Source organism: Clostridium sp. NkU-1, from assembly GCA_001312405.1.
This window is the reverse complement of the sequence record BBDR01000003.1, coordinates 223,522-244,693: the sequence shown is the minus strand read 5'-3', so window position 1 is coordinate 244,693 and position 21,172 is coordinate 223,522. Positions and strand designations below refer to the sequence as shown.

The following is a 21,172-nucleotide window of genomic DNA, read 5'->3' as shown; positions in this document are numbered from 1 at the left end:
ATTTATGAGGCTTTTTTTAAATATTCCTTATCCACATCATCAAAGGGAATCCCCATCTGGGAAAAATCACACAGCAGGTTCTGGGTCAATATCTGTACCGGCAGCATGGGCAGAAAGGGCAGGAACAGGCTGGCTGCGATAACGGAAATCATGTTTCCGAAATTTCCGCTTGCCGCCATCTTAATATATTTGATGATATTTCCAAAGGTGCGGCGGCCTTCTATGACCCCTTCCTCTAAGACCATCAAATCCTTTTCTAAAAGAATGATATCGGCAGTTTCCTTGGCAATGTCCACAGCGCTGTCAATGGAGATCCCCACATCAGCCTGGTGTAAGGGCGGCGCATCGTTGATGCCGTCTCCCATATAACCCACCGTATGCCCTGCGCTCTGGAACGCCTTTACTACCCGTTCCTTCTGAGATGGAGACAATTTTGCAAACAGGTTGCATATGCCTACTGCATGTAAAAGCTCTTTGTCATCCATCTGCTCCACATCCCGGCCTGTCATCAGGGTGGAAGCATCTACGCCCACCTTGCCGCAGACCTTTGCCGCCACGCCCTCGCTGTCTCCGGTGAGGACCACCGTTCTTACCCCATGGTCACGAAGGGCAGCGATGGCGGCGCCTGCGCTCTCCTTTGGCGGGTCAAGAAAGCCTACAAAGCCTATTAAAACCATATCCCGCTCATCCTCAACGCTGAATACCCCTATGCCGGGCACCTCGTTCTTCTGGGCAACGGCAATCATGCGCAGGCCGTCATTATTATACTTTTCATAGGTTGCCATGGCAACGCGGCGGGTTTCCTCATCCATTGGAAGAACCGTCCCGTTTATCTCCATAAAGGAGGATATTTCAAGAATTTCCTCCACAGCTCCCTTTGTGATCAGCTGGAGCTTTCCCTTTTGATCCGTTAATACCACGCTCATCCTGCGCCGTGTAAAATCAAAAGGGATTTCATCAATTCGCCGGTAAGAGCTTAAAACATTCTCCAGTCCGTTCTGCTCCGCACGGTTTATGATGGCTAAATCAATGAGGTTCTTAAGGCCGGTCTGAAAATAGCTGTTTAAGTAAGCATGGCGCAGAATCCTGGTATCCTCATCCCCATTTAAATCCATGTATCTTTCCAGGACCACCTTATCCTCGGTAAGGGTTCCTGTCTTATCGGTGCAGAGCACATCCATTTCTCCAAAGGTCTGTATCGCTCCAAGAGTGCGGACGATCACCTTGTGCCTGGACATGGAAACCGCTCCCTTTGCCAGGGTGGAGGTCATAATCATGGGCAGCATTTCCGGCGTAAGGCCAACTGCAATACTGATGGAAAAAAAGAAGCGCTCCTGCCCAGTCACCTTTGGCAATGCCATTGATCAAAAATACCACCGGAATCATGACAAGCATCCTTCTGACCAAAAGCCCGCTGACAGATTCCACTCCCCGCTCAAAGCTGGTCTTGGCCTTATCGCCTGATAAGGATTGGGCCATGGAGCCGAAATAAGTGTTATTGCCGGTTGCCAGAACCACTGCCGTAGCGCTTCCGCTTACCACATTGGATCCCATAAAGCCGATATTCTGTAAATCTGTTAATGCGTCGTCAGGCTTATTGTCCCCGTCAGAAAATTTTTCCACAGGAGCAGACTCGCCGGTAAGGGCTGCCTGGGCTAAAAAAAGTGTCCTTGGTAGACAAAAACCGCACATCTGCCGGAAGCATATGTCCCGCAGAAAGCTTGACAACGTCTCCCGGAACCACCTCATCCATAGGGATCTCGGTCAATTTCCCATCTCTCCACACATCTGCCTTGTTGGAAATCATCTCTGAAAGCTTTTCCGCAGCGGCATTGGAACGCTGATTCTGGACAAAGGCAACCAGACTTGAGACAAGCACCAGGAAAATGATAATGGAAACAGTGAGGTAATCAGGCTTCGAGGAAGCAATGACGTCTGTGAAATAATTAACAGCCGCAATGACCAGCAAAATAACGTTAAAGGGATTGATGACCGCCTCTCTCAGCCTGTGAAGCATGGTATCTTTATTTCCTGCAGTAATAACATTTGCCCCGAATTCATCCTGTTTTTCCTGAGCCTCCTCATTGGTAAGGCCGGTCTTTGAAGCGGAAAGGGTTGACAGGAGCATTTTTTCCTCAAGAAACGCATAGGCTCTGAGCTTTTTTTCCGTGTCGAGTCTATTTTTCTGGATCTGAGTGCTGATTGTTTTCTTTCTCATGAATTTCATTGGAATCATCCTTTCTTTATTATGATTCCCCAATGAAAATAAAATAGCAATAAAAAAAGCCGTCCCAACAGACGGCGTTAAAAGCATAGGCTAATAAAGCCCATTTTTATCAAAAACAATGGACAAAAGCCCGCTTAAAGCGCCGGTATATTGATTTATATTTTCATACTGGGGTTTGAAGTCATCTATATGACTTCGAGGGCTGCCTTCCATTGTTTCACTTCCTTTTTATTAATTTTAACATACACATTCAGTTTATCTGATGTCTGAAGAAAAGTCAACCATACTTAACAATATATGCTATTACCGTATGTTTTGTGGATGTTACTACAGCTTTTCTGGTAATATTTGGATTATTTGCCGTTACTTAAATCATCTTATAATAAATACATGATAAGCAAAGGAGTATTTTACAATGCCGCGAAGAGGAGAAAACATTTATAAACGCAAAGATGGGCGCTGGGAGGGAAGATCTTTAAAGCTGGATGGAAAGTACCGGTATTTCTACTCCAGAACCTACAAAGGCGTAAAAGAAAAAATGAAAAATTTCCAGGAAATTGAGGAATCCGTTCGGGAAAACCTTTTTTTCGGACAGGAACGATGTCTGCAGCTTGTTTGAAGCATGGCTTGAGGATGCCTCCCTCCGGGTGAAGCCCTCCACTTATGAAAGCTATTACCGGTGCATGGATAAATACGTGATTCCATTTTTTTAAGCAGGAAAAAAATCTGCAAATTACAGAAGATTCTGTTCTTTGTTTTGTAAAAGCCATAAGAGAAAATACCAGGCTGGCAGATTCATCTAAGAAAAAAATATCTTACCATCTTCAAAATAGCATTAAAAGAAATCTTAAAGGGGGCGCCGGAGAGTTTTTCCATCATTGAACAGGTGAAAATCCCAAGACCGGAGGACAAGGAGGTTATCGTCTTCTCGCTGAAAGAGCAGAGGCTCATAGAAAATACCGCACTGAATTCCAAAGACAAGCGTGGGGCAGGGATTATCCTCAGCTTTTATACCGGCATACGCTTGGAGAATTGTGTTCCCTTAAATGGGGAGATATTGATATGGAAACCGGTACCCTGTCCATAACACGTACCGTATCCAGAATAAAACATTTTGAAGAAGGGGGGAACAAAACATCTCTGCAGGTAGGTCCTCCAAAAAGCCGCAAATCTTTAAGGAAAATCCCCCTCCCGGACTTTCTGTTAAAGATGCTGCAGGAACAGGGTTTTTCTCATGCAAACCCGGACCACTATATTTTTTTCCGACGGGGATACTCCCTTAGATCCCCGCTGCTTTCAAAAGCTATACAAGAAACTATTAAGGGAAGCCCATGTCCAGGACCGTAAATTCCATGCCATACGCCATACCTTTGCCACCCGGGCCCTGGAGCTGGGAGTGGATGTGAAGACCATCAGCGAACTGCTCGGCCATTCCAGCGTTTCCATCACCCTTAATGTGTATTCCCATTCCCTTATGGAACAAAAAAAGGCTGCCATTGAAAAATTCAACCATATGTATCTTTTAAATATGGAAACCGCTGCCTCTGCCCTGTCCCGGCATTAAAAACCTTACATAAAATGTGCTTTTTAAGCAGCCTTTGCTTTTTGTGAAAATTAAAACGACCCGCTGGTGTTACGGGTCGTTTTATCATTTTCAAAAAGCCAGACATAAAAACTCTCTTCTTCCGGATTCAGAGCCTTTTTATCTATAAAATAACATTGGCCTGATTCCGTCCTTCTAACTTAGACTTATAAAGTGCCTCATCCGCCCGCTTTAATGCCCAGTGAAAATCCTCATCGCCTTCCTTAAAGAAGGAAAAGCCCATGGATACGGTGATCCCTATCTCTTCCTGCTGATTCAGTATTTTCAAAGAAGACACGGTCGACAAAAATTTGTTTCCAAAATCCTGCACATGTTTCTCTTCCATGCCATAAAGAATGACAACGAATTCATCACCGCCCCAGCGGATGATCTTGTCTGTGCTTCTTAAGGTCCTTTTTATCACGTTTACAAATTCCGCCAGAGCATATCCCCTGTAAAATGGCCGTATTTATCGTTGATCCTTTGAAATGATCCACATCGCACATCATAATTCCGGGACTTAAGCCTGTCCGTTTAAATTCCTCAAATGCATTGGTCAAATCGTTGGTCCCGCTTCTTCTGTTCCCCGCCTTTGTAAGGACATCCTGGTTAAGCTCAGATTCCATTGCCTTTTTCGCATTGCGGTAATATATTTTTTCCAATAAGGAAACGGAAAACAGGCTGACAGTTAATATAACAATAAGCAATAATACCAGTATAAGGGTAATCCGGGATACCAGCTCCTTGCTTTCCTTTTTCGTCTGATCAACATATGGCTGTAAGTCATCCAGATAAACTCCCATGGCAACTACCCAGTTATAATCCTTATAAAGCTTGGCATAAGCCAGCTTCTTTGATACCTTATTGCTGCCTGGTTCCTTGAAATAGTATGAGAAAAACAGCTCTCCATCCTTATTAATTCCCTGAAGCTCAGTCAAATATGGATAATTTCCTGCGATATCAGCCATATCCGTAGAAAGATAGATTCCCTCTGTTTCCGGCAGGTTGGGATGGATCCTTCGGATGGCATAATTTTTACCCCCCTGATAATTCTGTATCTCATTTACCCAAATGTAGGAATTTCCGTCAAATTTTGAATTTCTGATCACATTGGCAATATCCGACTTAACAAGCTCATTAACGTAGCTTTTTGTAAATCCAAACAGGAATACGTAATCTCCGTGAAAGAATATCCGGTAAGAGGACAGGCCGGAGGTATTGGCCTTAAGAGTATCCTTCCAGGTAGCTCCTGCCAGATTCCCAGGGTCATAAACAGCTTTATTGGCCTGATTGTCCCAAATGACCACAGTCATGGATTTATAATCCGGATTATCCCGGAAAAGCCGGATAAAAAAATCATTGAATTCGCTGTCCGGAAGATCCTTTTTCATGTTAATGATATCAGACGTCCTGGAGACAAAGATTTCCACGTATGACGATTTGGCCGCCCGCCTTAATCCAATTTCGGAAATCAGGTTATTGACCGTATCCCTTAGAAAATCCTTCTTAATGTTATAGATCGCTTCCTCTGACTTTTCTATATAAATATCGCCGACCTTATCAATGGAAAATAAATAAAAGCATACCATGACAGTACAGATTATGCTGATGATTGTGGATAGAAATATTGTGTATTTACGCCTGATAACGCATTCCTCCTTTTTGGAATGTATATTTTTGCATATCATGTAAGCACTTTTTCATTTACTCATCCACATATTCCAGAAAAATCCTGTTATTAAAACCACCCCTGTCTCTTGCCTTCTTTTCCCGCTCAGCCTCTAATTCTTCTTTCGTATAACCTCTGGCACTGCAAAGAGAATATAACACCTCCAGCACATCTGCCATCTCTTTAAGGCTCTTATCTTCCTGATATTCCTTTACCTCTTCGTTAAGCTTTTCTTCCAGTTTCACCATATATTCTTCATCAGTCATAATGCGGCATACCGCTTTTTTGCCTTCTGCTTTAATCATCTCGGGTATCCTGTCCCTGACTAACTTATCATACCTTCTGATGGAAAATCCCTTCTTTCCAGTTAATCAATTTAACGGTCCTATATTTTGCGAAAGATACGCTTAAAAAAACAGTATATCACATTCATGAAAAATTGTCGTCTGTTCCTGCTAATAATCATCGCCTAAAGTTCCTGAAATTTTCCTTAAGCTTATACTAATAAATTTAAGAAGTGCTCCCCAGGTAAAGGCTGCTGATTTCGGAATATTTCCTGTCGCTGTCATATAATATTAATTAATACGTGCGCTATTTAGGGGATTTATATGAATGATACCGCTGAAGGCAGGAGGGGAAGCATTACCCAGGTCGGGAGCATCCTGCAAATTAATAACGCCCTTGTAGAAGATGTATATACTTCCAACAGCAGAACAGGCTATGTCATCGTTTCTTACTCGGCCCCAGGCCAGAATGAAATGGTCTATATTGAACTTCTCCAATTGAACATAGGCTGGGACACGATCTTAGTCAATCAATTTGGCGACCCTATCAGCTTGTGCACCATCAAAAAGGGGATGTGGGTCAATGCAGAGTTCTCCTCTGCCATGACAAAAAGCATTCCCCCTCAATCAAAGGCATACCGGATGGTTGCAATCCTGCAGAAGCCCCTGTTTCGCATAACAACGGACCGGATCGTTTCCGTTGATGCTCAAAATGGCTTTCTCAATACAGGCAATCCCGGCGATAAAGCGGACCAGATGAGATTTGTTGTTTCCCAGGCTACGGAAATACTGGATCAAAACAATAATCCCATTCCCTTAAGCTCCCTTAAACCCGGACAGCTGGTAAAGATCGAGCATGCCAACTTCCAGACCGCCAGCATTCCTCCCCAGTCCATTGCCTATCGCATTAAACTGATTTAACCCAATCAAGCAGGGTCGCGGAGGGTCTGACCCATTGGTCATTGCGAATATCCCCTTGACTATAATCAAATATTCCAGTAACTATGAGGATGCAACCGCCCCGCCATACAGGCAGGCACGGTTGCGTCCGCCGTTCTTCGCCTCATAGAGCGCCAGATCCGCCTGAAGGATCATATCCTCCAGGCAGTGAACGCTTCCGGCTGGAGAATGGGCCATCCCTATGCTGATTGTAATGCAAATGGGAGTATTATGGAAGAAAACAGTTTCGTTCTCAATGGCCGCGCGGAGCTTTTCCACTGAGTCAAGCATTTGTCCGGCAGAGACATTCTCCAGCAGTTCCACAATTTCCTCGCCGCCATAGCGGCCCACAATATCTTCCTTTCGAAAATGATTCCTCACCATGGCAGCAATGGTCTCCAGCACCATATCCCCGCAGATGGCCATAGGTATCGTTCACCTTTTTAAAATGGTCTAGATCAAGCATCAGCAGACCATAGGAGCGGTCTTCCGCCTCACTGGCATTCAGCATAAAACCTACAAGATCAAAAAAGGCTGCCCGGTTGTAGATATGCATCAAAGGATCAAAGGTCGCCTTGCCATACAGGCTTTTAAGCTGCTTTTCTTTATCGGTAATGTCATGGAATACAATGCAGATACCGCTGTTTTTGCTGCTTTGCCTGATATGGGTCTGGGTCACCTTGTAAAACCTCATCTCCCCATTTATATTGAGGCACAACTCCCTATGGCCTTCAAACTGCTTCATCTTCTCCATGGTTTCACCTGGAGTGAGAGTGCTCAGTTCCGGAAACAGTTCCCTGGCTGCCTGGTTTGCATCCAGAAAGCTGAAGTCCTTGCTGCAGACAATAAAGGCGTCCTCCATGGACTCGATCACCTTGGCCCGTGCCAGCGGCACCACATTGAGCAGATTCTGATTCCTGACAGAATAAAGGAGAAGAGCCAGAGAAACAGAAACCGCAAAGGGGTTTATGTCAGGCCGAAGGTAATTGTAGGAAACGGCATGATAAATATTTACAATAAGGGGAATCAAAATTGACACCAGCAGGCAAATGCCCTGCCGCTTCTGCAGCCTGTTTGTGCCCTTTAAATGCTTAAGAATCCGCCGGATACTCAAAAAAACCAGCAGAAAATTATAATCATTTGCCACATAGGTCATGGGTCCCGGATGCCCCTGGCAGTTGGCAAAATATCCGTTATGAAAATATTCTATACCCGTATAGTGCAGCTGCACAAGAGGAAATGCCTGGGCGGTGAAGAGGTTAAAAACAGGCAGCGCAAAAAAACAGGCAGTACCTGGAAAAATTAAAGCGTTTTTCCCCATAAACATCCCGTATGAAAAGATAATTAAAAACCACAAGCAGCGGCGTCCCCATTTTCTGTACCCGGACTCCCATAAAGGAGGCTTCCAGAGTGGTGGAAATGATCTCCAGCAAATAGCCTGCAGTGTACAAAAAAAGTGCAGATGGAAGCGAAGATCAGAAAAAAATGACCGTTCAGAACTGTGGCTTGCAACGGCGTATACCATCAGCACGACGGAGCCCATTGTTGCCAGGAGCATGAACCAAACAAATATATCAACATTGATTTCAAAACCTCCCTTTACAAGGCTTGAACACCGGATGTTCACTTTTTGAGCCTAGTATAGGCGATTGATACGGTAAAATCAATAGAAAATGCCCATCTTGGAAATGATTTTAAAGAGTTCAGCCGGCTCGCCAAAGACCATAACAGCAGAATAAAGGCATTAAAAAGGCAGATACAGGCTAATGTAAAACCGCCTGCTCTGCCTTAAACCATTGTCCGGCTCCTTATTTACTAAGCATCAAATCTTCTTCCCATAATGGTGCCGGTTCCGCACAGACTGGACCAGGCTCCTTTTCATTCTTTAAAATCCCCTCTTTTTTTCTACCACATTGTAGCCAATGGAGGCAACACGGTTTCTCAGACAGACATTGCACTCTGCCGCTTCCTCTCCGGTACAGATCTTGTTGTCATACAATTCATATTTCTTACGGACACCGATGGGGGATAAATTGGGCATCAGAACATTGGCTCCTGATAATATCCCTTTTTCCCTTCCCTTTGGATCAAGGGTCCCTAATGCTGTAGTGGAAGGCAGCAGCGCACCCGGCAGCATCAGCCTTAAGATCCCTATGAGAAACAGGGTAAGATCAACGCTTCCCGCAGGGAAGGAGTTAAAGGGCGTATCCTTATGAGGAATAAAAGGGCCTATGCCCACCATGTGGGGAGACAGTTCTTTGATAAACTCCAGATCCTCTGCCAGGCACTTTGGGGTCTGGTAGGGGGAGCCTACCATGAATCCGGTCCCCACCTGATAGCCGATCTTTTTTATATTCCTTAAGCATTCCTTCCGGTTTTCCAGGGACAGGGAATCCGGATGAAGAAGGGAATAATGTTCCACATCAGCCGTTTCATGGCGGAGGAGATAGCGGTTTGCCCCTGCCTCATAATATTTCAAATACTGGTCATAGGTTTTTTCCCCTATGGAAAGGGTGATGGCACAGTCCGGATACTTCTCACGAATGGTTTTTACAATATCCACCATCACCTCATCTGTAAATGCAGGGTCTTCCCCTCCCTGAAGCACAAAGGTCCGAAAGCCTAATCCATACCCGGACTCACAGCAGGAAAGGATCTCTTCCTTGGTCAACCGGTACCGGCTGGCATTTTTATTGCCTCTTCTTATGCCGCAGTAATAGCAGTCATTTTTGCAGTAATTCGTAAATTCGATCAGTCCCCTGATATAAACTTCCTTCTCATAATGATCCTGGCTGCAGGACCTTGCCAGGGAAAATAAATATTCACTGGCCTCTTTATCATAATTTTCCAGCAGGTAAATGAACTCGTCCTTTTCCAGGTTATGAGTTTCATACAGCTTATCAATCAAATGCTTCATTTTCTATGCTCCTTGCTCTGTAGTTTCCGCCGCTGCCTGGGTTTTCCGCTCCTTACCCCAGATTTTCCACTAGCTGTACTCTCATGCCATTGGGATCTTTTATAAAGGCAAATCTTACGTGCGGATTTGGCTGTACCGGTTCTCCTAAAATAGCCGCGCCTTTTTCCTTTGCAAGGGAAAGGGCCTGATCAAGGGATTCCACTTCAAATCCCCAGCTGATATCATCTCCTACGTGGATTTCCCTGTCCCCGCTGCATATCAATTCGATTTGTGTTTCCCCAGCCCCTAAAAATGCAATTTCAGTACCAGGACCGGCAGGGAATCTTCTGGTTACTTTCAGACCAATGATCTCCTCATAAAATTTAATTGATTCTTCTAAATTCTTAACGTTTAAAGTGCTCCAGCAAAACTTCATAAAAATTCCTCCTGTTTTAATCAATTTTTCTTATTTTATCTCAACCCATGGTGAAAGGATATCTGTACTTAAATCATACCAGAATGACATGTTTATTCTATCATTTTCTATATAATAGTTAAAGACAATTTTATAACAATTTTTCCCACTCCATTCCAGCCTTTATATCAGTAGCCAAAAGTATGATTTAATCAAAAAAAAGTCCCGATTACATAAGATTTCTAATACTATAATCCATTATAATATAAAATATAGAGCCCAAGAAGCTTAATAAGAAAGCTTTTACAGGCTTAAAAGTAAGATGAGATGCCACTTTGTAAGAAACCTTTTATGAAACGAATTCTTTTAACAGGAGGAACCCCTTATGAATTACGAAAGTTACAAAGTCAGCGATAACAATTACTTCCATTGGGCTGAAAGCGCCTGCCACGTATATGGAGAGCGGGACCGTGAGGTAATTGCGCTGATGGCCAACCGTTTTATCGGGCATAACCCCCAGGCACCTTATGAGTACCGGCTGGATTTTACATCCGGCATCACATGTGATACAAAGGGCTGGTATCAATTCGATTTTGGCAGCCGCTTTCCCCAGGCAGCCGCCGGAGAGGTCTGCTATGGGGCAGGAAATTTATACAGCCATAGCCAAACCGTCTCCCAGTTTCAGATCCAATGCTGCGGACCAGCTGTTTTATGGGTAAATGGAGAAAAAGTATTTCATTCCACCCCTCCTCAGGAAGGCATGAAATCCAGCTGTACATTTTCCATTCCCCTTGAAACAGGCCTTAACCATTTTCTTTTGGAAACCGAAAAAACGGAAATCGGTTTCGGCCTTTCTCTCCGCCATGCACAGCCTCAATGGCAGCCCTCCCATTTTACGGCACCTTTGGCTGAAAGAAAGGGACAGGCAGGCTTTGTCTACAGCGCGCCTGTCGGACGGGAATCAGTGGAGGCCTCGACCCTTATTGACGGTTCTTTTGAGGGGCTTTCATGGTTTCCAAGGCAGAATTATGAGGCATCTGCTCCCTCCTGCCCTTTATCCCGGATCTTCGGCAAGGACAGCCAGGGAACTGCTGCTGCCAAAAGCAGTTTTTTCCATGGAGACTCCGGCAAAGTCCTGATAAAAGGAAGCTCCAGCCAGCCAGTCAACATCTATATCAACGGGAATCTGACCCTGGAATGGCAGGAAGGGACCTTTGAAAAGGAAGTTTCTCTGCCCAGAGGAAAGTACGAGGTAATACTGCTTTGCCAAAAGAAAGCAGGACAGGAAACAGGGCTGGCAGTTGAATTTCAGGATGCAGGCGGTACCCTGCCTCTTTGCACCGGAGTAAAAGGATATGAGGGAGAATGGATCTATACCGGTCTCTTTGAAAAAGAAATTCCTCCCATCAGCCACTTTACAGGCATGGATAAGGTGTACCCCGGATCAAATGGCACCTGCTACTGGAGGGCAGACCTGCCGGATTCCTTTGTGCGGATATTCGCGGAGCAGGAATTATACGGAAAATGGACCTATCCCTGCGGCGTGACCCTTTATGGCCTGTTAAAAGCAGGCGAATACCTTGATCGCCCGGACTGGCTGGAATATGTACAGGCGTATGCCCGAATGACAGCGGCAGTCTATGATTATTCCATTTATGATAAATCAGTATTCGGATATCCGGGAGTGAACACCCAGCTTTGCTGGCTGACCGAGCTGGATGACTGCGGTTCCTTTGGTTCCTTTCTGCTGGAAGCCAACCGGCGGTGTCCGTCAAAAGAAGCCCGTGCCCTGGCGGATGTGATTGCTGATTATATGAAAAACCGCCAGCGCAGGGAAAAGGATCATGTATTCTCCAGAAACGACAACACCATGTGGATCGATGATATGTACATGAGCATCCCGTTTTTATGCCTTTACTACCAGTTAAGCGGAAAAGAGGAATACTTAACAGAGGCTTGCCACCAGGCGCTGTTATTCAAGCAGTATTTCTTTATGCCGGATCAGAATCTGATGTCTCACATTGTGGATCTGAAATATAAGAAAATGAATAAAATCCCCTGGAGCCGCGGAAACGGCTGGGTGTACTGGCCTTATCCGAACTGCTGCTGGTTCTCCCGGAGGATCACCCGGACCATACGGCGGTGGCCGGATTCTTCCATGAGATGGCAGAAGGCATTCTTTCGGTGCAGGATGAAAGCGGCATGTGGCATCAGATTCTGGACGATCCCTCCACTTATGAAGAGGCTTCCTCCACTTCCATGTTCATCTGCGCTCTTTCCAGGGGAATCCGTCTGGGGATTTTAAGTCCAAAGCTGTGCCGGGAAAGCATTTTGTCCATTCAACGGGCATGGACAGGAATGAAGCAAAGGGTAATTAATCGGAAAGGGGACTTATACGGTGTCTGCCAGGCTCTGGCTGCTCCTTCAGCCGCTCCTATTACCAGCAGCTTGGATGGCGTTTTAACGACCCCCATGGAATTGGAATCGCTATTTTGGCAGGAGTTGAAAAGCTGATGCTTGATGATTTCCTTTACCATAGCTATATCCCTGAATAAATAATACATGATCCATGTTATAAGCAGAGGCAGAAATCGCTGCATCCTGGTAAACCTCGCCAGAAATGCAGCCGATAAGTAAATCATTATAAAAGCCGTTTATCTCTCATTATTTAACTTGAATTTTTCCACCTGTGCGCGCAGTGTGGCAGCCTGGGCAGACATTTCCTGGCTTGTTGCCGAGTTCTCTTCTGCGGTAGCCGCATTGGTCTGCACCACGGCAGAGACTTGGGAAAGCCCTATCTTTATCTCTTCGATTGCACTGGCCTGCTCCGCGGAAGACTGCTCGATTTTGGCAATGCTTTCGTTTACCTTCACAGCATTTTCTCTGATATTGCGCAGGATCTGGGCAGCCTTCTCCGCTATCTGGGAGCCTTCCGAAACGGTAGCTGCCGAGTGCTGGATCAGCTCCGCCGTCCGCTTTGCCGCTTCCGAGGACTTTGAGGCAAGATTCCGGACCTCATCTGCTACAACCGCAAATCCCTTTCCCGCTTCTCCTGCCCGGGCAGCCTCTACAGCGGCATTCAGGGCAAGGATATTGGTCTGGAAGGAAATATCTTCAATGACTTTTGTGATACTGGTGATCTGATCAGACGCTGTGCTGATATCTGTCATCGCCTCTGTGAGCCTGCTCATGTGTTCATCTCCGTCATTGACGCTGGCACCTGTTTCTTCCACGTATTGTGCCGCCATTTTAACATTGGACGAGTTTTCCAAAGCCTGCTCCGCGATCCTTCCTATGGAAGCTCCCAGTTCCTCTATGGAAGCGGCCTGCTCCGTGGATCCTGCCGCAAGATCCTGGGCTCCGTATGCAACCTGGCTTGCTCCTGTGCTGACCTCCTCAGAGGCCGTATGAATCATAGACAAGGTTGCGGAAAGGTTTTTCACAGAATCGTAAATAGCAGTCTCAATCCGCCTGAAATCACCGATGTATTCCTGAGCAGGGCCGGTCCTGAGATTGCCTGCCGCAATCTGCTCCATATTTCTGGTGATGTCTTCCACATAAAGAAAAAGTGTCTTAACGGAGCTGTCAATGCTGGAGGAAAGCTCCCCGATCTCATCCCTGCTTTTAATTACCGGTGTTTCCTCTGTTAAATTTCCTTCAGAAAGCAATTTCATGCGGTTTGTGATCTTGATAATGGGATTTGCTATCCCTCCTGCAAAGAAAACTGCAATCAGGATACCCCCAGTCATCATGATCAGGGCCACTCCCAGAAGGCTGAATATTACAGTGCGGATGGATGACGTCATTTCATTGATCGGTGCTACTGCTCCAAAATACCAGCCGTTGCTTCCTGACACAGGAGAATAATAACAGATCCGTTTCACACCGGCATAGGAATAGGTATCCACACCGGAAGCCCCTGTGATCATCTTGGCATAAACTTTGGCTGCCGATGCGTAGCTGCTGTCTGTTTTTGACATTTCAATGAAATTCCGCTGCTCCTGCACCAGTTCCGGCCTCATATTGGCAATCATAGTCCCCTGCTGTCAATGATAAATATATTTCCTGTTTTACCTACTCTGAAATCCCCGATCAGACCGCTTAAATACATCCCATCAATGCCGGCAATTAAAACCTTGCCATTCATGGGAGTATACACCTGAAGGACAAAGGCTCCCTTGCTGTCAGTGTAAGGAGAAGAAATGACGGTTTCTCCCCCCAGAGCTTTGTTTAAAAGGTCCTGGGAGCCAATATCACTCCCCTCGTATCCCCCCGGCCCGCTTCTGATGATTCCATTTTCATCTGCAACCGCAAGATACAGCCAGCCTTTCTTCTTTGCAAGCTTTTCAAGCTCAGCAGAGGAAACCGACAAAAGCCCAAGCTCAGCCACATCCTCTAAATCGCTTGTTAAATCCTCTACTTTAGCAGAAAGGGCCAGATTGGCAACCGCTCCTAAGGACGCGAGGTCATCCCTGACATTCTTTAAAATCCCCTGATAGCTGGTAAACAGGCTTGTAATCAGGTTTACCGCCGTTAATACTAAGATCAGCAGGCTGGTGAAAAGTATCAGCTTGAACCTGATGGAGACTGCTCCTTTTTTTCTTAAGTTTATTCATCATTATAAGACCTCCTTAATATTTTCCTGAAGGGAAAACACTTCAAATTCAGTACATGGACATTAAAAGCTTGTTGGGCAATCTCTGACATTTCCATCACCTCAATTAATTCCTCCATATCTGTAAGTTCCGGCCTTTTGAAAACCCAGCATCTCCTCCTAAGCTTCTGCTGGTCCTTTCACAAACCACTTTTCAATACTTTCTGCATCGCATGGCTTTGCAAAATAATACCCCTGGATATAATCACATCCCATCTCCTTTAGAATCTGCCTTTGTTCAACTGTTTCCACCCCCTCACACACCACCTTTAAATTCAGTCCATGAGCCAGCTCTGTAATGCTTTTTATAACCTGACGTTCAGTTTCGCTTTCAAGGGCTCTTCTTAAAAACGACTTGTCAATTTTTAATATGTCAATAGGAAGGACTGTCAAATAGTTAAGGGAGGAATACCCGGTACCAAAGTCATCCAGGGCAATGCTGACCCCAAGGGACCGCAACTTTTTGAGAATTTCAATGTTGTCCTGGGAAAATTCCAAAAGAACGCTTTCCGTAATTTCAAGCTCCAGCTGGTTTACCGGAAACTGAGTCTCATTCAGCACCTCTTTTACCTGATCATAGAAATTCTCATTGCGCAGCTGATGGACTGAGATATTTACGGATAGTTTTCCGATTTTACAGCCGCTGTCAATCCAGGCCTTTCCCTGCTTACATGCATTTTTTTAAGATCCAGCTGCCAAGAGGAATGATCAATCCCGTATATTCGGCCACCGCTATAAACTCAAGAGGCAGGATCATGCCCAATTCTTCTGAATACAGTCTTGCCAGGGCCTCCACTCCCCTTATTTCATCCCCTGATAAGTCCTGCTGCAGCTGATAATAAATCAGAAGGCTGTCCTTTGCCAGAGCTTCCCTGATACATGCCTCCACATTGGATTTTCTGATAATTTCATCATGCATCTGGGCCCCGTAGAAACAGTACTGGTTTTTTTCCGCTTTCCTTTGCTTTATTAAGAGCCGTATCTGCGTTCCGAAGCACATCATTAGCCGTCTGACCGGCTTCAAGACCATGGACAACGCCTATGCTGACAGATAAGTAAACTGATTTTTCCATCAGTACAAAGGGGGCGCCAAAGATGCTTAAGATGGTCTGGCAAATCTTTTCCACCTCTCTGATGTCCTGATGATCCCTGATGAGAATTAAAAACTCATCCCCTCCGAACCTTGCCACCATATTTTCCTGGCCCAGGATCTGTGACAGCCGGTTGCCCACCTGCTTAAGCAGCTGATCGCAGAAATCAAGCCCAAGAAGATCATTGTGAATCTTAAAATTGTCCAGATCAATCATAAGTATGGAATACTGACACAGGGTTTCTCCTATGTTTCTTAAGGTGTCCTCAAGGGTGCTCATAAACTTCACCTTATTAGGCAGACCTGTCAGCGTATCATAAAATGCCATGTATTCCATTTTTGATTCTTTCTGCTTCCGGTCTTCAATATTGGACACAGCCCCTGCGACCTTGCCGGGAAGGCCATCCCCGTCAAAATAGACTTTTCCCCTGTTTAAGACCCAGGTATAGCTGCCATCCTTACTTTTGATGCGGTATTCCCGGTGAAATTCCCGTGCCTCTCCCTTTAAGCAGGAGTCAAAGGCAGCCAGCACTGCCGGATAATCCTCCTGATGAATGGTCTCTTCCTGCAAGATGCCCCTGAGCCATGTCCTTTGGAGGCATTTCCGGTAATATCGATCCATTTATCGGAAGTAATGATCTCATCGGTCAAGAGATTCCATTCCCAGAGCGCATCATTGGCACTGTCAAGAGCCAGGGTATAGCTTTCCTTCAGCCTTTCCAGTTCCTTATGAAGGCTGGCAAGATGCTGGATATTTTCATCTTTTTTTAAAGAGCCACGTCTGCACATAGAGGAGAACTCCCATTAGAAACAATATTAACACCGAGATAAACCCTGTGACCGCTCCGTTGGCATTGATGCTGTTTCCGCCCTTTGACAGCTTCATTGTCCATAGAGTATCCATGACAGGGATCTGGACTATGTACGGATTCCTGTCCATCCAGGGGGAATCTCCCCATATGAGATCTCCTTTTTTATTATAGATGCTGATGTGGTAGGAACTTGGCACCGCCTCTTTCATCACCTTGTCCATATAAGAATTAAAGTTAAAAACCACAACAAAAAAATCCGTTAAACTGACCGTCCTTATATAGAGGGTACCGTATGACAAGCCCCAGCAGGTCCCTGGTGCCCTTTAAGATAAAGGGGTCATTGACCGTTATGATCCTGTTTTTAATTGCCTTTTCAAGGGCCTCCTCCACCTCTGGACGTCCGTATAAGGAGGCGCCCATGGTATAGTCATATATATCTGGATACACCATATCCGTGATTGTATTCTTATCTTTATGCTGGATATAGAGGATGTCCGGGTTTTCCTCCATGTATTTGGCTGCCAATATATCGAACTTGCGCTTATCGATTTCATCATCAATTTCATAATTATAAGCAAGGGAGGTTAATACGCCTTCTGTTATGGAAATATGCTGCTGCACAGAATAGGACACAGATTGTCCGATGCTTGAAAGAAGAAAATTGTTTTCTGACTGCTGGGAACGCAAAAGAACAAAAACAATCGCCATGAAAATGATTAACATTATGACCGTTTGAACGGCTATATATCTGGAATAATTATTTCTCATTACAGCCACCTCGGTACTGGTTTATTTCTCCATATCCAGTCATTTCATCAATTTTCTTTGACAGGTCGTATACACCTGAATCATTGAAATACAAACCGCCTATGGAGTATACAAAAATAATCCCCCTTGATTCCGATGGGAAAAACATGACTTTCTTCCTTCCCCAATGCCCCACGTTTCCAGCTTCTTGTCTTCATAAATATTCTGTCATAATATTGTAATTTACTATAATTTACCACAAAAGTCGACATATTTCAACATATAGTGACATGCCAGGCATTGAAATACATATCTAAATTATTTCTGTAACAAATTTTTTTATTTTTTTACTTTTTTATATTAAAAAAAGGCCGTGCTTACTGGCCATAATTACTGCCAATAAACTCAGCCTCTTGTTCCCGGTATTTAGTTCATAATATTCCCGGTCTTACAAGTGCATCTTTATGGCCAAAGCCTTTTCAAACTGAGATCAGCTCTCAAGAATAACCTTTCCTCTTTTTACAATGATCCGGCTGTCAGCAATTAATAAGACCGCACTGGTTATGCAATCGGATTTAACCAAAAGGAAGTCAGCATTGCAGCCTCCTCCTCCATAAAATATCATTCATATTAGGTTTTAAACAAGGAAAGCTCATTGTCTCCGGTTTTCCAAAAAACCTCCATGATAGCAATAATAACGGTCTGCCTCCAGAGAAATAAGTTTATTAAGGGAAGCTTTGGCCGTATCCAGATCCAGGGTAAACTGTGGATTTGCGATGACCAGTTGATCCCCCTCAATGACTGCTGCATCTCCTGTGATAACGGAATTGCTCTCTTTCAGATACAAAGAAATGTGTCCCGGCATATGTCCCGGAGTATCAATGATCTCACAGCCGCCGGCCCAGTCAAAATGTTCCCCGTTCTTAACCTCTATGTCCACTGAAACTGGTTTTACCATTCTCAGGGATTCACAGAATTGAATTCCAAAAGGCTTTTGCTCTTTGGGCAGCACATTCAGCATTTCTTCCGCCTGTAACAAACGCAGCGATTTATTCTTGCCCGAAATATACCCGCTTTCCCCATGGCCTGCCACGACCTTAATCTCAGGATATTTTTCCTTTATTTCAAATAAAGCTCCCATGTGATCGTCATCATGGTGAGTGATCAATACCTTTGTTAAGGCACCTGGATCAATACCCTTTGACTTCATCTCATCTTCTAATAAAGGAAGGAAACCGGGATATCCGCAGTCCACAAGAACAACCTCATTGGCGCTTAACAATAAAACCGGATGAATTGTCCGGGTTTCATTCTGATATTGAAAATTTATATCCAGCATAATTATTTGATCCATTTTATATTACCTCACAAAATTTACCAGCGGATTGCATACTGATATTGATTATATAACCTTTCAGGCTTTTCAGCAATGAGAAGGTATTTTTCCCTGAGCTGTTCCTGCCGGGACAAAACGAAATACTGCTTCTGCCCCAGCATACTAATCAAATCTACGATTTTCTTTCTTTAAGTAAGGGACTGGCCTCTCCCCTGCAGAACAGGTTAAGCCTGTGAAGAGCCCTTGTGCAGGCGATATATAAAAGCTTTTTATCATCCTGGCTGTAATAATTTTCAGCATCAGCGTCACATATCAAAACAGCATCAAACTCAAGCCCTTTGGACATATAGACCGGTATAATGAATACCCCATGTAAATCTGTTGTGCTTTCATTTTTTTATTAATTGGATATCAGCTTTGTCCTTTAAGCACTCAAAGAGGAAAAGGGCATTTTTTTCAGTTTTACAGATTAGTCCGATTGATTGATATCCCATTTCAAGACAGGATTTCACTTCTGATATAATCATGTCATGAAACGATAATTGGTCTTCAGCCGCATATATCTCCGGCTCATCTCCCTTTCGGTTGAAGCTCTTTATCTCTGTACTTTGCTCAAGGAATCTTAAACCATAATTTAAAATTTCATTTGTACAGCGGAAGCTTTTGTCCATTGTAACAAGGGAAGACTTTTTTCTTATTAAAGATTTTTCTGATCTGCTGGTATAAGGATAAGTCTTCGCTTTTTTTCCAGGGTCTGGTTGATATCTCCCAGAACCGTAAATTTCGCTTTTTGAAACAGCAAATGAAAGATCTCAAAATGGAGGGGATAGTAATCCTGCGCTTCATCAATCACTACCTGCTTAATGGCTTTATATTTATGAACCCCATATATTTTTAAATTCAGATAAGTGAGAACCGTTGCATCATCATAGTATAGCAGATCGGTATCTAAATTTTCCTGGGTAAAGGTTAAAATATGGTCCATGCAGCCGGGAAGCTCCATGTCTTTTGCCAGGCTGTAAAAATATTCTTTATCATGGAACAGCTTTCTGTAAACAGCCTTTATATCAAGTTCCATGAATTCCAGCATTTCTTCATTAATCAGAATTTTTTTCTGATTTCTTTAAGCGGGATTTCCCAGACTCGCTGATCAGCTCCAAAATATATCCCCTTATCAGCTTTAATCTCATTCCCAGAGGGGTTTCGCTTCTTCCGGATAATACTTTCTCTTTTATCATTTCTCCGCTTATGATGCACTCGCCGTCATAGCAGACATCCTCAAAGTTCATCCATTTGTGGGGAAGATCATCAATGAACCGATCCAATATTTCCAGAAACTGGCGGGATGTTTTGAATTCTATGCTGCTTTTTATCATTTCTCTGTATTTAGAATTTGAGATCAGGTTTTCTAAAAATTGATTTCTTGATTGTACGTGCTCATTTCGCAGCACGGAAGCAATGATATCTTCGAATACCACCGAAACAACATGATCTTCTCCAAGCTCAGGCAATACATTGGAAATATACTGCTCAAATAAAGAGTTTGGTGAAATGATCAATATATTATCAGCGGACAGCTTTGAGGACAGGCCCTGGTACATAAGGTAGGCTGCCCTGTGAAGAGCGATGGATGTCTTGCCGCTGCCTGCCACTCCCTGTACCATCATTAAATCATTATCCATATCCCGGATGACAATGTCCTGTTCCTTTTGAATGGTTTCTACAATGGTTTTCATCTTAGGAGAAGTATTCTGGGACAGCAGCTTTCTTAAAAATTCATCTACAATCTGTACCTCAGCATCGAAATAATATTCCAGCTCCCCTTTGGTAATTTCATACTGGCGCTTTAAATTAACCTCTCCTGTGATCCTTCCGCCGGGAGCATCGTAAAATACCTGCCCCAATACAAAACGATAAAAAAACGCTTGCGATCGGAGATCTCCAGTCATAAATAAAAAATTCATTCGTATCATCTTTCTTTAAGGAGGTTCGTCCGATGTAGACCTTTTCAAATGTATCTTCATCATCGAATTTAAAATCAATCCGGGCGAAATAAGGAGATTGGATCATGTTCTCCAGTAACAGGATTCTGTTTTCTACCGCTTCATAATCGGCGATTTTATCTGTGATCGGATCCATATACTGGTTTAAGGCAGCAAGGGCTTCAAAGGCTTCGCTGCCCCATAGATTTGATATGGAGTGAGACGTATTCTCACGCAGCTCTTTCTTGGCAGAAATTATAGCAGACTTATTCTCCTCATTGCGGTCTCTGGCTTGATCCAGATGCTTTTTCGCTAAAGCAATGGTTTGTTCTAACCTGCTCTTCTCAAATTCTAATTCCGTCCGGTTATTATCCATAACAAATACCACCTCTCTTATATTATAGAATCGGCAGAAAATTTATTTCCTAAACCGTTATTCAAAATAGTCTAGCACAACCCGAATCATAAAAACAGTCTTGTTATGGCTGGTTGCATATGCTATAATTAAGGTGGAAAGAGAAAGGTGATTGCCGCAGACG

29 protein-coding genes and 1 pseudogene are annotated in these 21,172 nt (G+C 44.1%); 5 read left to right on the top strand and 25 right to left on the bottom strand.

All coding sequences use genetic code 11. The annotated features are described in order from the left end of the window. Positions 1-2 precede the first annotated feature (2 nt). From JCM10519_RS27105 to JCM10519_RS27095, 3 genes are read right to left on the bottom strand one after another with little or no spacing between them, the layout of a single operon-like run. Positions 3-1,277: an HAD-IC family P-type ATPase gene (locus JCM10519_RS27105; RefSeq protein WP_347843349.1), complete on the bottom strand. Its 1,275-nt coding sequence runs from the start codon at positions 1,275-1,277 to the stop codon at positions 3-5. Beyond that, on the bottom strand, positions 1,159-1,623 hold the full coding sequence (locus JCM10519_RS27100; RefSeq protein WP_347843348.1) for a hypothetical protein: 465 nt from the start codon (positions 1,621-1,623) through the stop codon (positions 1,159-1,161). The genes JCM10519_RS27105 and JCM10519_RS27100 overlap by 119 nt, the downstream gene beginning before the upstream one ends. Next, positions 1,607-2,227, bottom strand: coding sequence for a cation-transporting P-type ATPase (locus tag JCM10519_RS27095; protein WP_347843347.1), 621 nt, complete (start codon positions 2,225-2,227; stop codon positions 1,607-1,609). Before JCM10519_RS27095 ends, JCM10519_RS27100 begins: the two co-directional genes overlap by 17 nt. Before the next feature lie 415 nt (positions 2,228-2,642). Between JCM10519_RS27095 and JCM10519_RS27090 the strand changes: the two genes are divergently transcribed. From JCM10519_RS27090 to JCM10519_RS27080, 3 genes are all read left to right on the top strand, one after another. Next, the gene (locus tag JCM10519_RS27090) at positions 2,643-2,846 is read left to right on the top strand and encodes a hypothetical protein (protein ID WP_347843346.1); all 204 of its coding nucleotides are present in this window, start codon (positions 2,643-2,645) and stop codon (positions 2,844-2,846) included. Between the two features lie 28 nt (positions 2,847-2,874). Then, the gene (locus tag JCM10519_RS27085; RefSeq protein WP_347843482.1) at positions 2,875-2,940 is read left to right on the top strand and encodes a hypothetical protein; all 66 of its coding nucleotides are present in this window, start codon (positions 2,875-2,877) and stop codon (positions 2,938-2,940) included. A 521-nt stretch (positions 2,941-3,461) separates the two neighbouring features. Beyond that, positions 3,462-3,791 (top strand): tyrosine-type recombinase/integrase, encoded by a 330-nt coding sequence (locus tag JCM10519_RS27080; protein ID WP_347843345.1) that lies wholly within the window; start codon positions 3,462-3,464, stop codon positions 3,789-3,791. A 142-nt stretch (positions 3,792-3,933) separates the two neighbouring features. Here JCM10519_RS27080 and JCM10519_RS27075 read toward each other — a convergent pair whose 3' ends face one another. From JCM10519_RS27075 to JCM10519_RS06630, 3 genes are all read right to left on the bottom strand, one after another. Further along, the gene (locus JCM10519_RS27075; RefSeq protein ID WP_347843344.1) at positions 3,934-4,233 is read right to left on the bottom strand and encodes a GGDEF domain-containing protein; all 300 of its coding nucleotides are present in this window, start codon (positions 4,231-4,233) and stop codon (positions 3,934-3,936) included. After that, positions 4,181-5,398: a cache domain-containing protein gene (locus JCM10519_RS06635; RefSeq protein WP_347843343.1), complete on the bottom strand. Its 1,218-nt coding sequence runs from the start codon at positions 5,396-5,398 to the stop codon at positions 4,181-4,183. The genes JCM10519_RS27075 and JCM10519_RS06635 overlap by 53 nt, the downstream gene beginning before the upstream one ends. 115 nt (positions 5,399-5,513) lie before the next feature. Beyond that, complete coding sequence (locus JCM10519_RS06630) at positions 5,514-5,783, bottom strand: nucleoside triphosphate pyrophosphohydrolase (protein WP_347843342.1); 270 nt, start codon at positions 5,781-5,783, stop codon at positions 5,514-5,516. Positions 5,784-6,086: 303 nt separating this feature from the next. Here JCM10519_RS06630 and JCM10519_RS06625 point away from each other — a divergent pair, with 303 nt between their 5' ends. Continuing rightward, a complete protein-coding gene (locus tag JCM10519_RS06625) occupies positions 6,087-6,683 on the top strand; it encodes a hypothetical protein (protein WP_054738346.1) in 597 nt (198 codons plus the stop codon). 81 nt (positions 6,684-6,764) lie between these two features. On the opposite strand, the pseudogene JCM10519_RS06615 reads toward JCM10519_RS06625, so the two are convergent. From JCM10519_RS06615 to JCM10519_RS06600, 4 genes and pseudogenes are all read right to left on the bottom strand, one after another. Further along, positions 6,765-7,857 (bottom strand): annotated as a pseudogene (locus tag JCM10519_RS06615) (diguanylate cyclase). Between the two features lie 103 nt (positions 7,858-7,960). Beyond that, entirely contained in the window at positions 7,961-8,152 is a 192-nt protein-coding gene (locus tag JCM10519_RS27070) for a hypothetical protein (RefSeq protein ID WP_347843341.1), read from the bottom strand. A 434-nt stretch (positions 8,153-8,586) separates the two neighbouring features. After that, positions 8,587-9,618 (bottom strand): [FeFe] hydrogenase H-cluster radical SAM maturase HydE, encoded by a 1,032-nt coding sequence (gene hydE, locus JCM10519_RS06605; RefSeq protein WP_054738342.1) that lies wholly within the window; start codon positions 9,616-9,618, stop codon positions 8,587-8,589. Between the two features lie 52 nt (positions 9,619-9,670). Then, entirely contained in the window at positions 9,671-10,033 is a 363-nt protein-coding gene (locus JCM10519_RS06600) for a VOC family protein (RefSeq protein WP_054738341.1), read from the bottom strand. Positions 10,034-10,397: 364 nt separating this feature from the next. Between JCM10519_RS06600 and JCM10519_RS06595 the strand changes: the two genes are divergently transcribed. Beyond that, positions 10,398-12,317 carry a glycoside hydrolase family 88 protein gene (locus JCM10519_RS06595; protein ID WP_054738340.1) on the top strand — a complete coding sequence of 640 codons (1,920 nt, stop codon included), beginning with the start codon at positions 10,398-10,400 and terminating at the stop codon, positions 12,315-12,317. 34 nt (positions 12,318-12,351) lie between these two features. On the opposite strand, the gene JCM10519_RS06590 is transcribed toward JCM10519_RS06595, so the two are convergent. The 15 genes from JCM10519_RS06590 to JCM10519_RS27040 form a co-directional block, all read right to left on the bottom strand. Further along, complete coding sequence (locus JCM10519_RS06590) at positions 12,352-12,612, bottom strand: hypothetical protein (RefSeq protein ID WP_347843340.1); 261 nt, start codon at positions 12,610-12,612, stop codon at positions 12,352-12,354. 54 nt (positions 12,613-12,666) lie between these two features. Further along, entirely contained in the window at positions 12,667-14,046 is a 1,380-nt protein-coding gene (locus JCM10519_RS06585; protein WP_054738338.1) for a methyl-accepting chemotaxis protein, read from the bottom strand. Then, on the bottom strand, positions 14,043-14,501 hold the full coding sequence (locus JCM10519_RS06580) for a cache domain-containing protein (protein WP_347843481.1): 459 nt from the start codon (positions 14,499-14,501) through the stop codon (positions 14,043-14,045). The genes JCM10519_RS06585 and JCM10519_RS06580 overlap by 4 nt, the downstream gene beginning before the upstream one ends. Further along, positions 14,479-14,631 (bottom strand): hypothetical protein, encoded by a 153-nt coding sequence (locus JCM10519_RS27065; RefSeq protein WP_347843339.1) that lies wholly within the window; start codon positions 14,629-14,631, stop codon positions 14,479-14,481. Before JCM10519_RS27065 ends, JCM10519_RS06580 begins: the two co-directional genes overlap by 23 nt. A 155-nt stretch (positions 14,632-14,786) precedes the next feature. Then, positions 14,787-15,299 carry an EAL domain-containing protein gene (locus JCM10519_RS06575; protein ID WP_347843480.1) on the bottom strand — a complete coding sequence of 171 codons (513 nt, stop codon included), beginning with the start codon at positions 15,297-15,299 and terminating at the stop codon, positions 14,787-14,789. 34 nt (positions 15,300-15,333) lie between these two features. Further along, positions 15,334-15,585 carry an EAL domain-containing protein gene (locus JCM10519_RS06570; protein ID WP_054738335.1) on the bottom strand — a complete coding sequence of 84 codons (252 nt, stop codon included), beginning with the start codon at positions 15,583-15,585 and terminating at the stop codon, positions 15,334-15,336. After that, complete coding sequence (locus JCM10519_RS06565) at positions 15,578-16,288, bottom strand: sensor domain-containing diguanylate cyclase (protein ID WP_347843338.1); 711 nt, start codon at positions 16,286-16,288, stop codon at positions 15,578-15,580. Before JCM10519_RS06565 ends, JCM10519_RS06570 begins: the two co-directional genes overlap by 8 nt. Beyond that, the gene (locus JCM10519_RS27060; protein ID WP_347843337.1) at positions 16,261-16,545 is read right to left on the bottom strand and encodes a hypothetical protein; all 285 of its coding nucleotides are present in this window, start codon (positions 16,543-16,545) and stop codon (positions 16,261-16,263) included. Before JCM10519_RS27060 ends, JCM10519_RS06565 begins: the two co-directional genes overlap by 28 nt. After that, the gene (locus JCM10519_RS06555) at positions 16,514-16,813 is read right to left on the bottom strand and encodes a hypothetical protein (RefSeq protein ID WP_054738332.1); all 300 of its coding nucleotides are present in this window, start codon (positions 16,811-16,813) and stop codon (positions 16,514-16,516) included. The genes JCM10519_RS27060 and JCM10519_RS06555 overlap by 32 nt, the downstream gene beginning before the upstream one ends. Beyond that, a complete protein-coding gene (locus JCM10519_RS06550) occupies positions 16,803-17,336 on the bottom strand; it encodes a hypothetical protein (RefSeq protein WP_054738331.1) in 534 nt (177 codons plus the stop codon). Before JCM10519_RS06550 ends, JCM10519_RS06555 begins: the two co-directional genes overlap by 11 nt. Before the next feature lie 631 nt (positions 17,337-17,967). Continuing rightward, positions 17,968-18,654 carry an MBL fold metallo-hydrolase gene (locus JCM10519_RS06545; protein ID WP_347843336.1) on the bottom strand — a complete coding sequence of 229 codons (687 nt, stop codon included), beginning with the start codon at positions 18,652-18,654 and terminating at the stop codon, positions 17,968-17,970. Between the two features lie 169 nt (positions 18,655-18,823). Continuing rightward, a complete protein-coding gene (locus JCM10519_RS27055; RefSeq protein ID WP_347843335.1) occupies positions 18,824-18,997 on the bottom strand; it encodes an ATP-binding domain-containing protein in 174 nt (57 codons plus the stop codon). 351 nt (positions 18,998-19,348) lie between these two features. Further along, a complete protein-coding gene (locus JCM10519_RS27050; RefSeq protein ID WP_347843334.1) occupies positions 19,349-19,729 on the bottom strand; it encodes a UvrD-helicase domain-containing protein in 381 nt (126 codons plus the stop codon). Between the two features lie 19 nt (positions 19,730-19,748). Then, a complete protein-coding gene (locus JCM10519_RS27045; RefSeq protein WP_347843333.1) occupies positions 19,749-20,555 on the bottom strand; it encodes a hypothetical protein in 807 nt (268 codons plus the stop codon). Beyond that, a complete protein-coding gene (locus tag JCM10519_RS27040; RefSeq protein ID WP_347843332.1) occupies positions 20,503-21,009 on the bottom strand; it encodes a hypothetical protein in 507 nt (168 codons plus the stop codon). The genes JCM10519_RS27045 and JCM10519_RS27040 overlap by 53 nt, the downstream gene beginning before the upstream one ends. Positions 21,010-21,172: the final 163 nt, after the last annotated feature.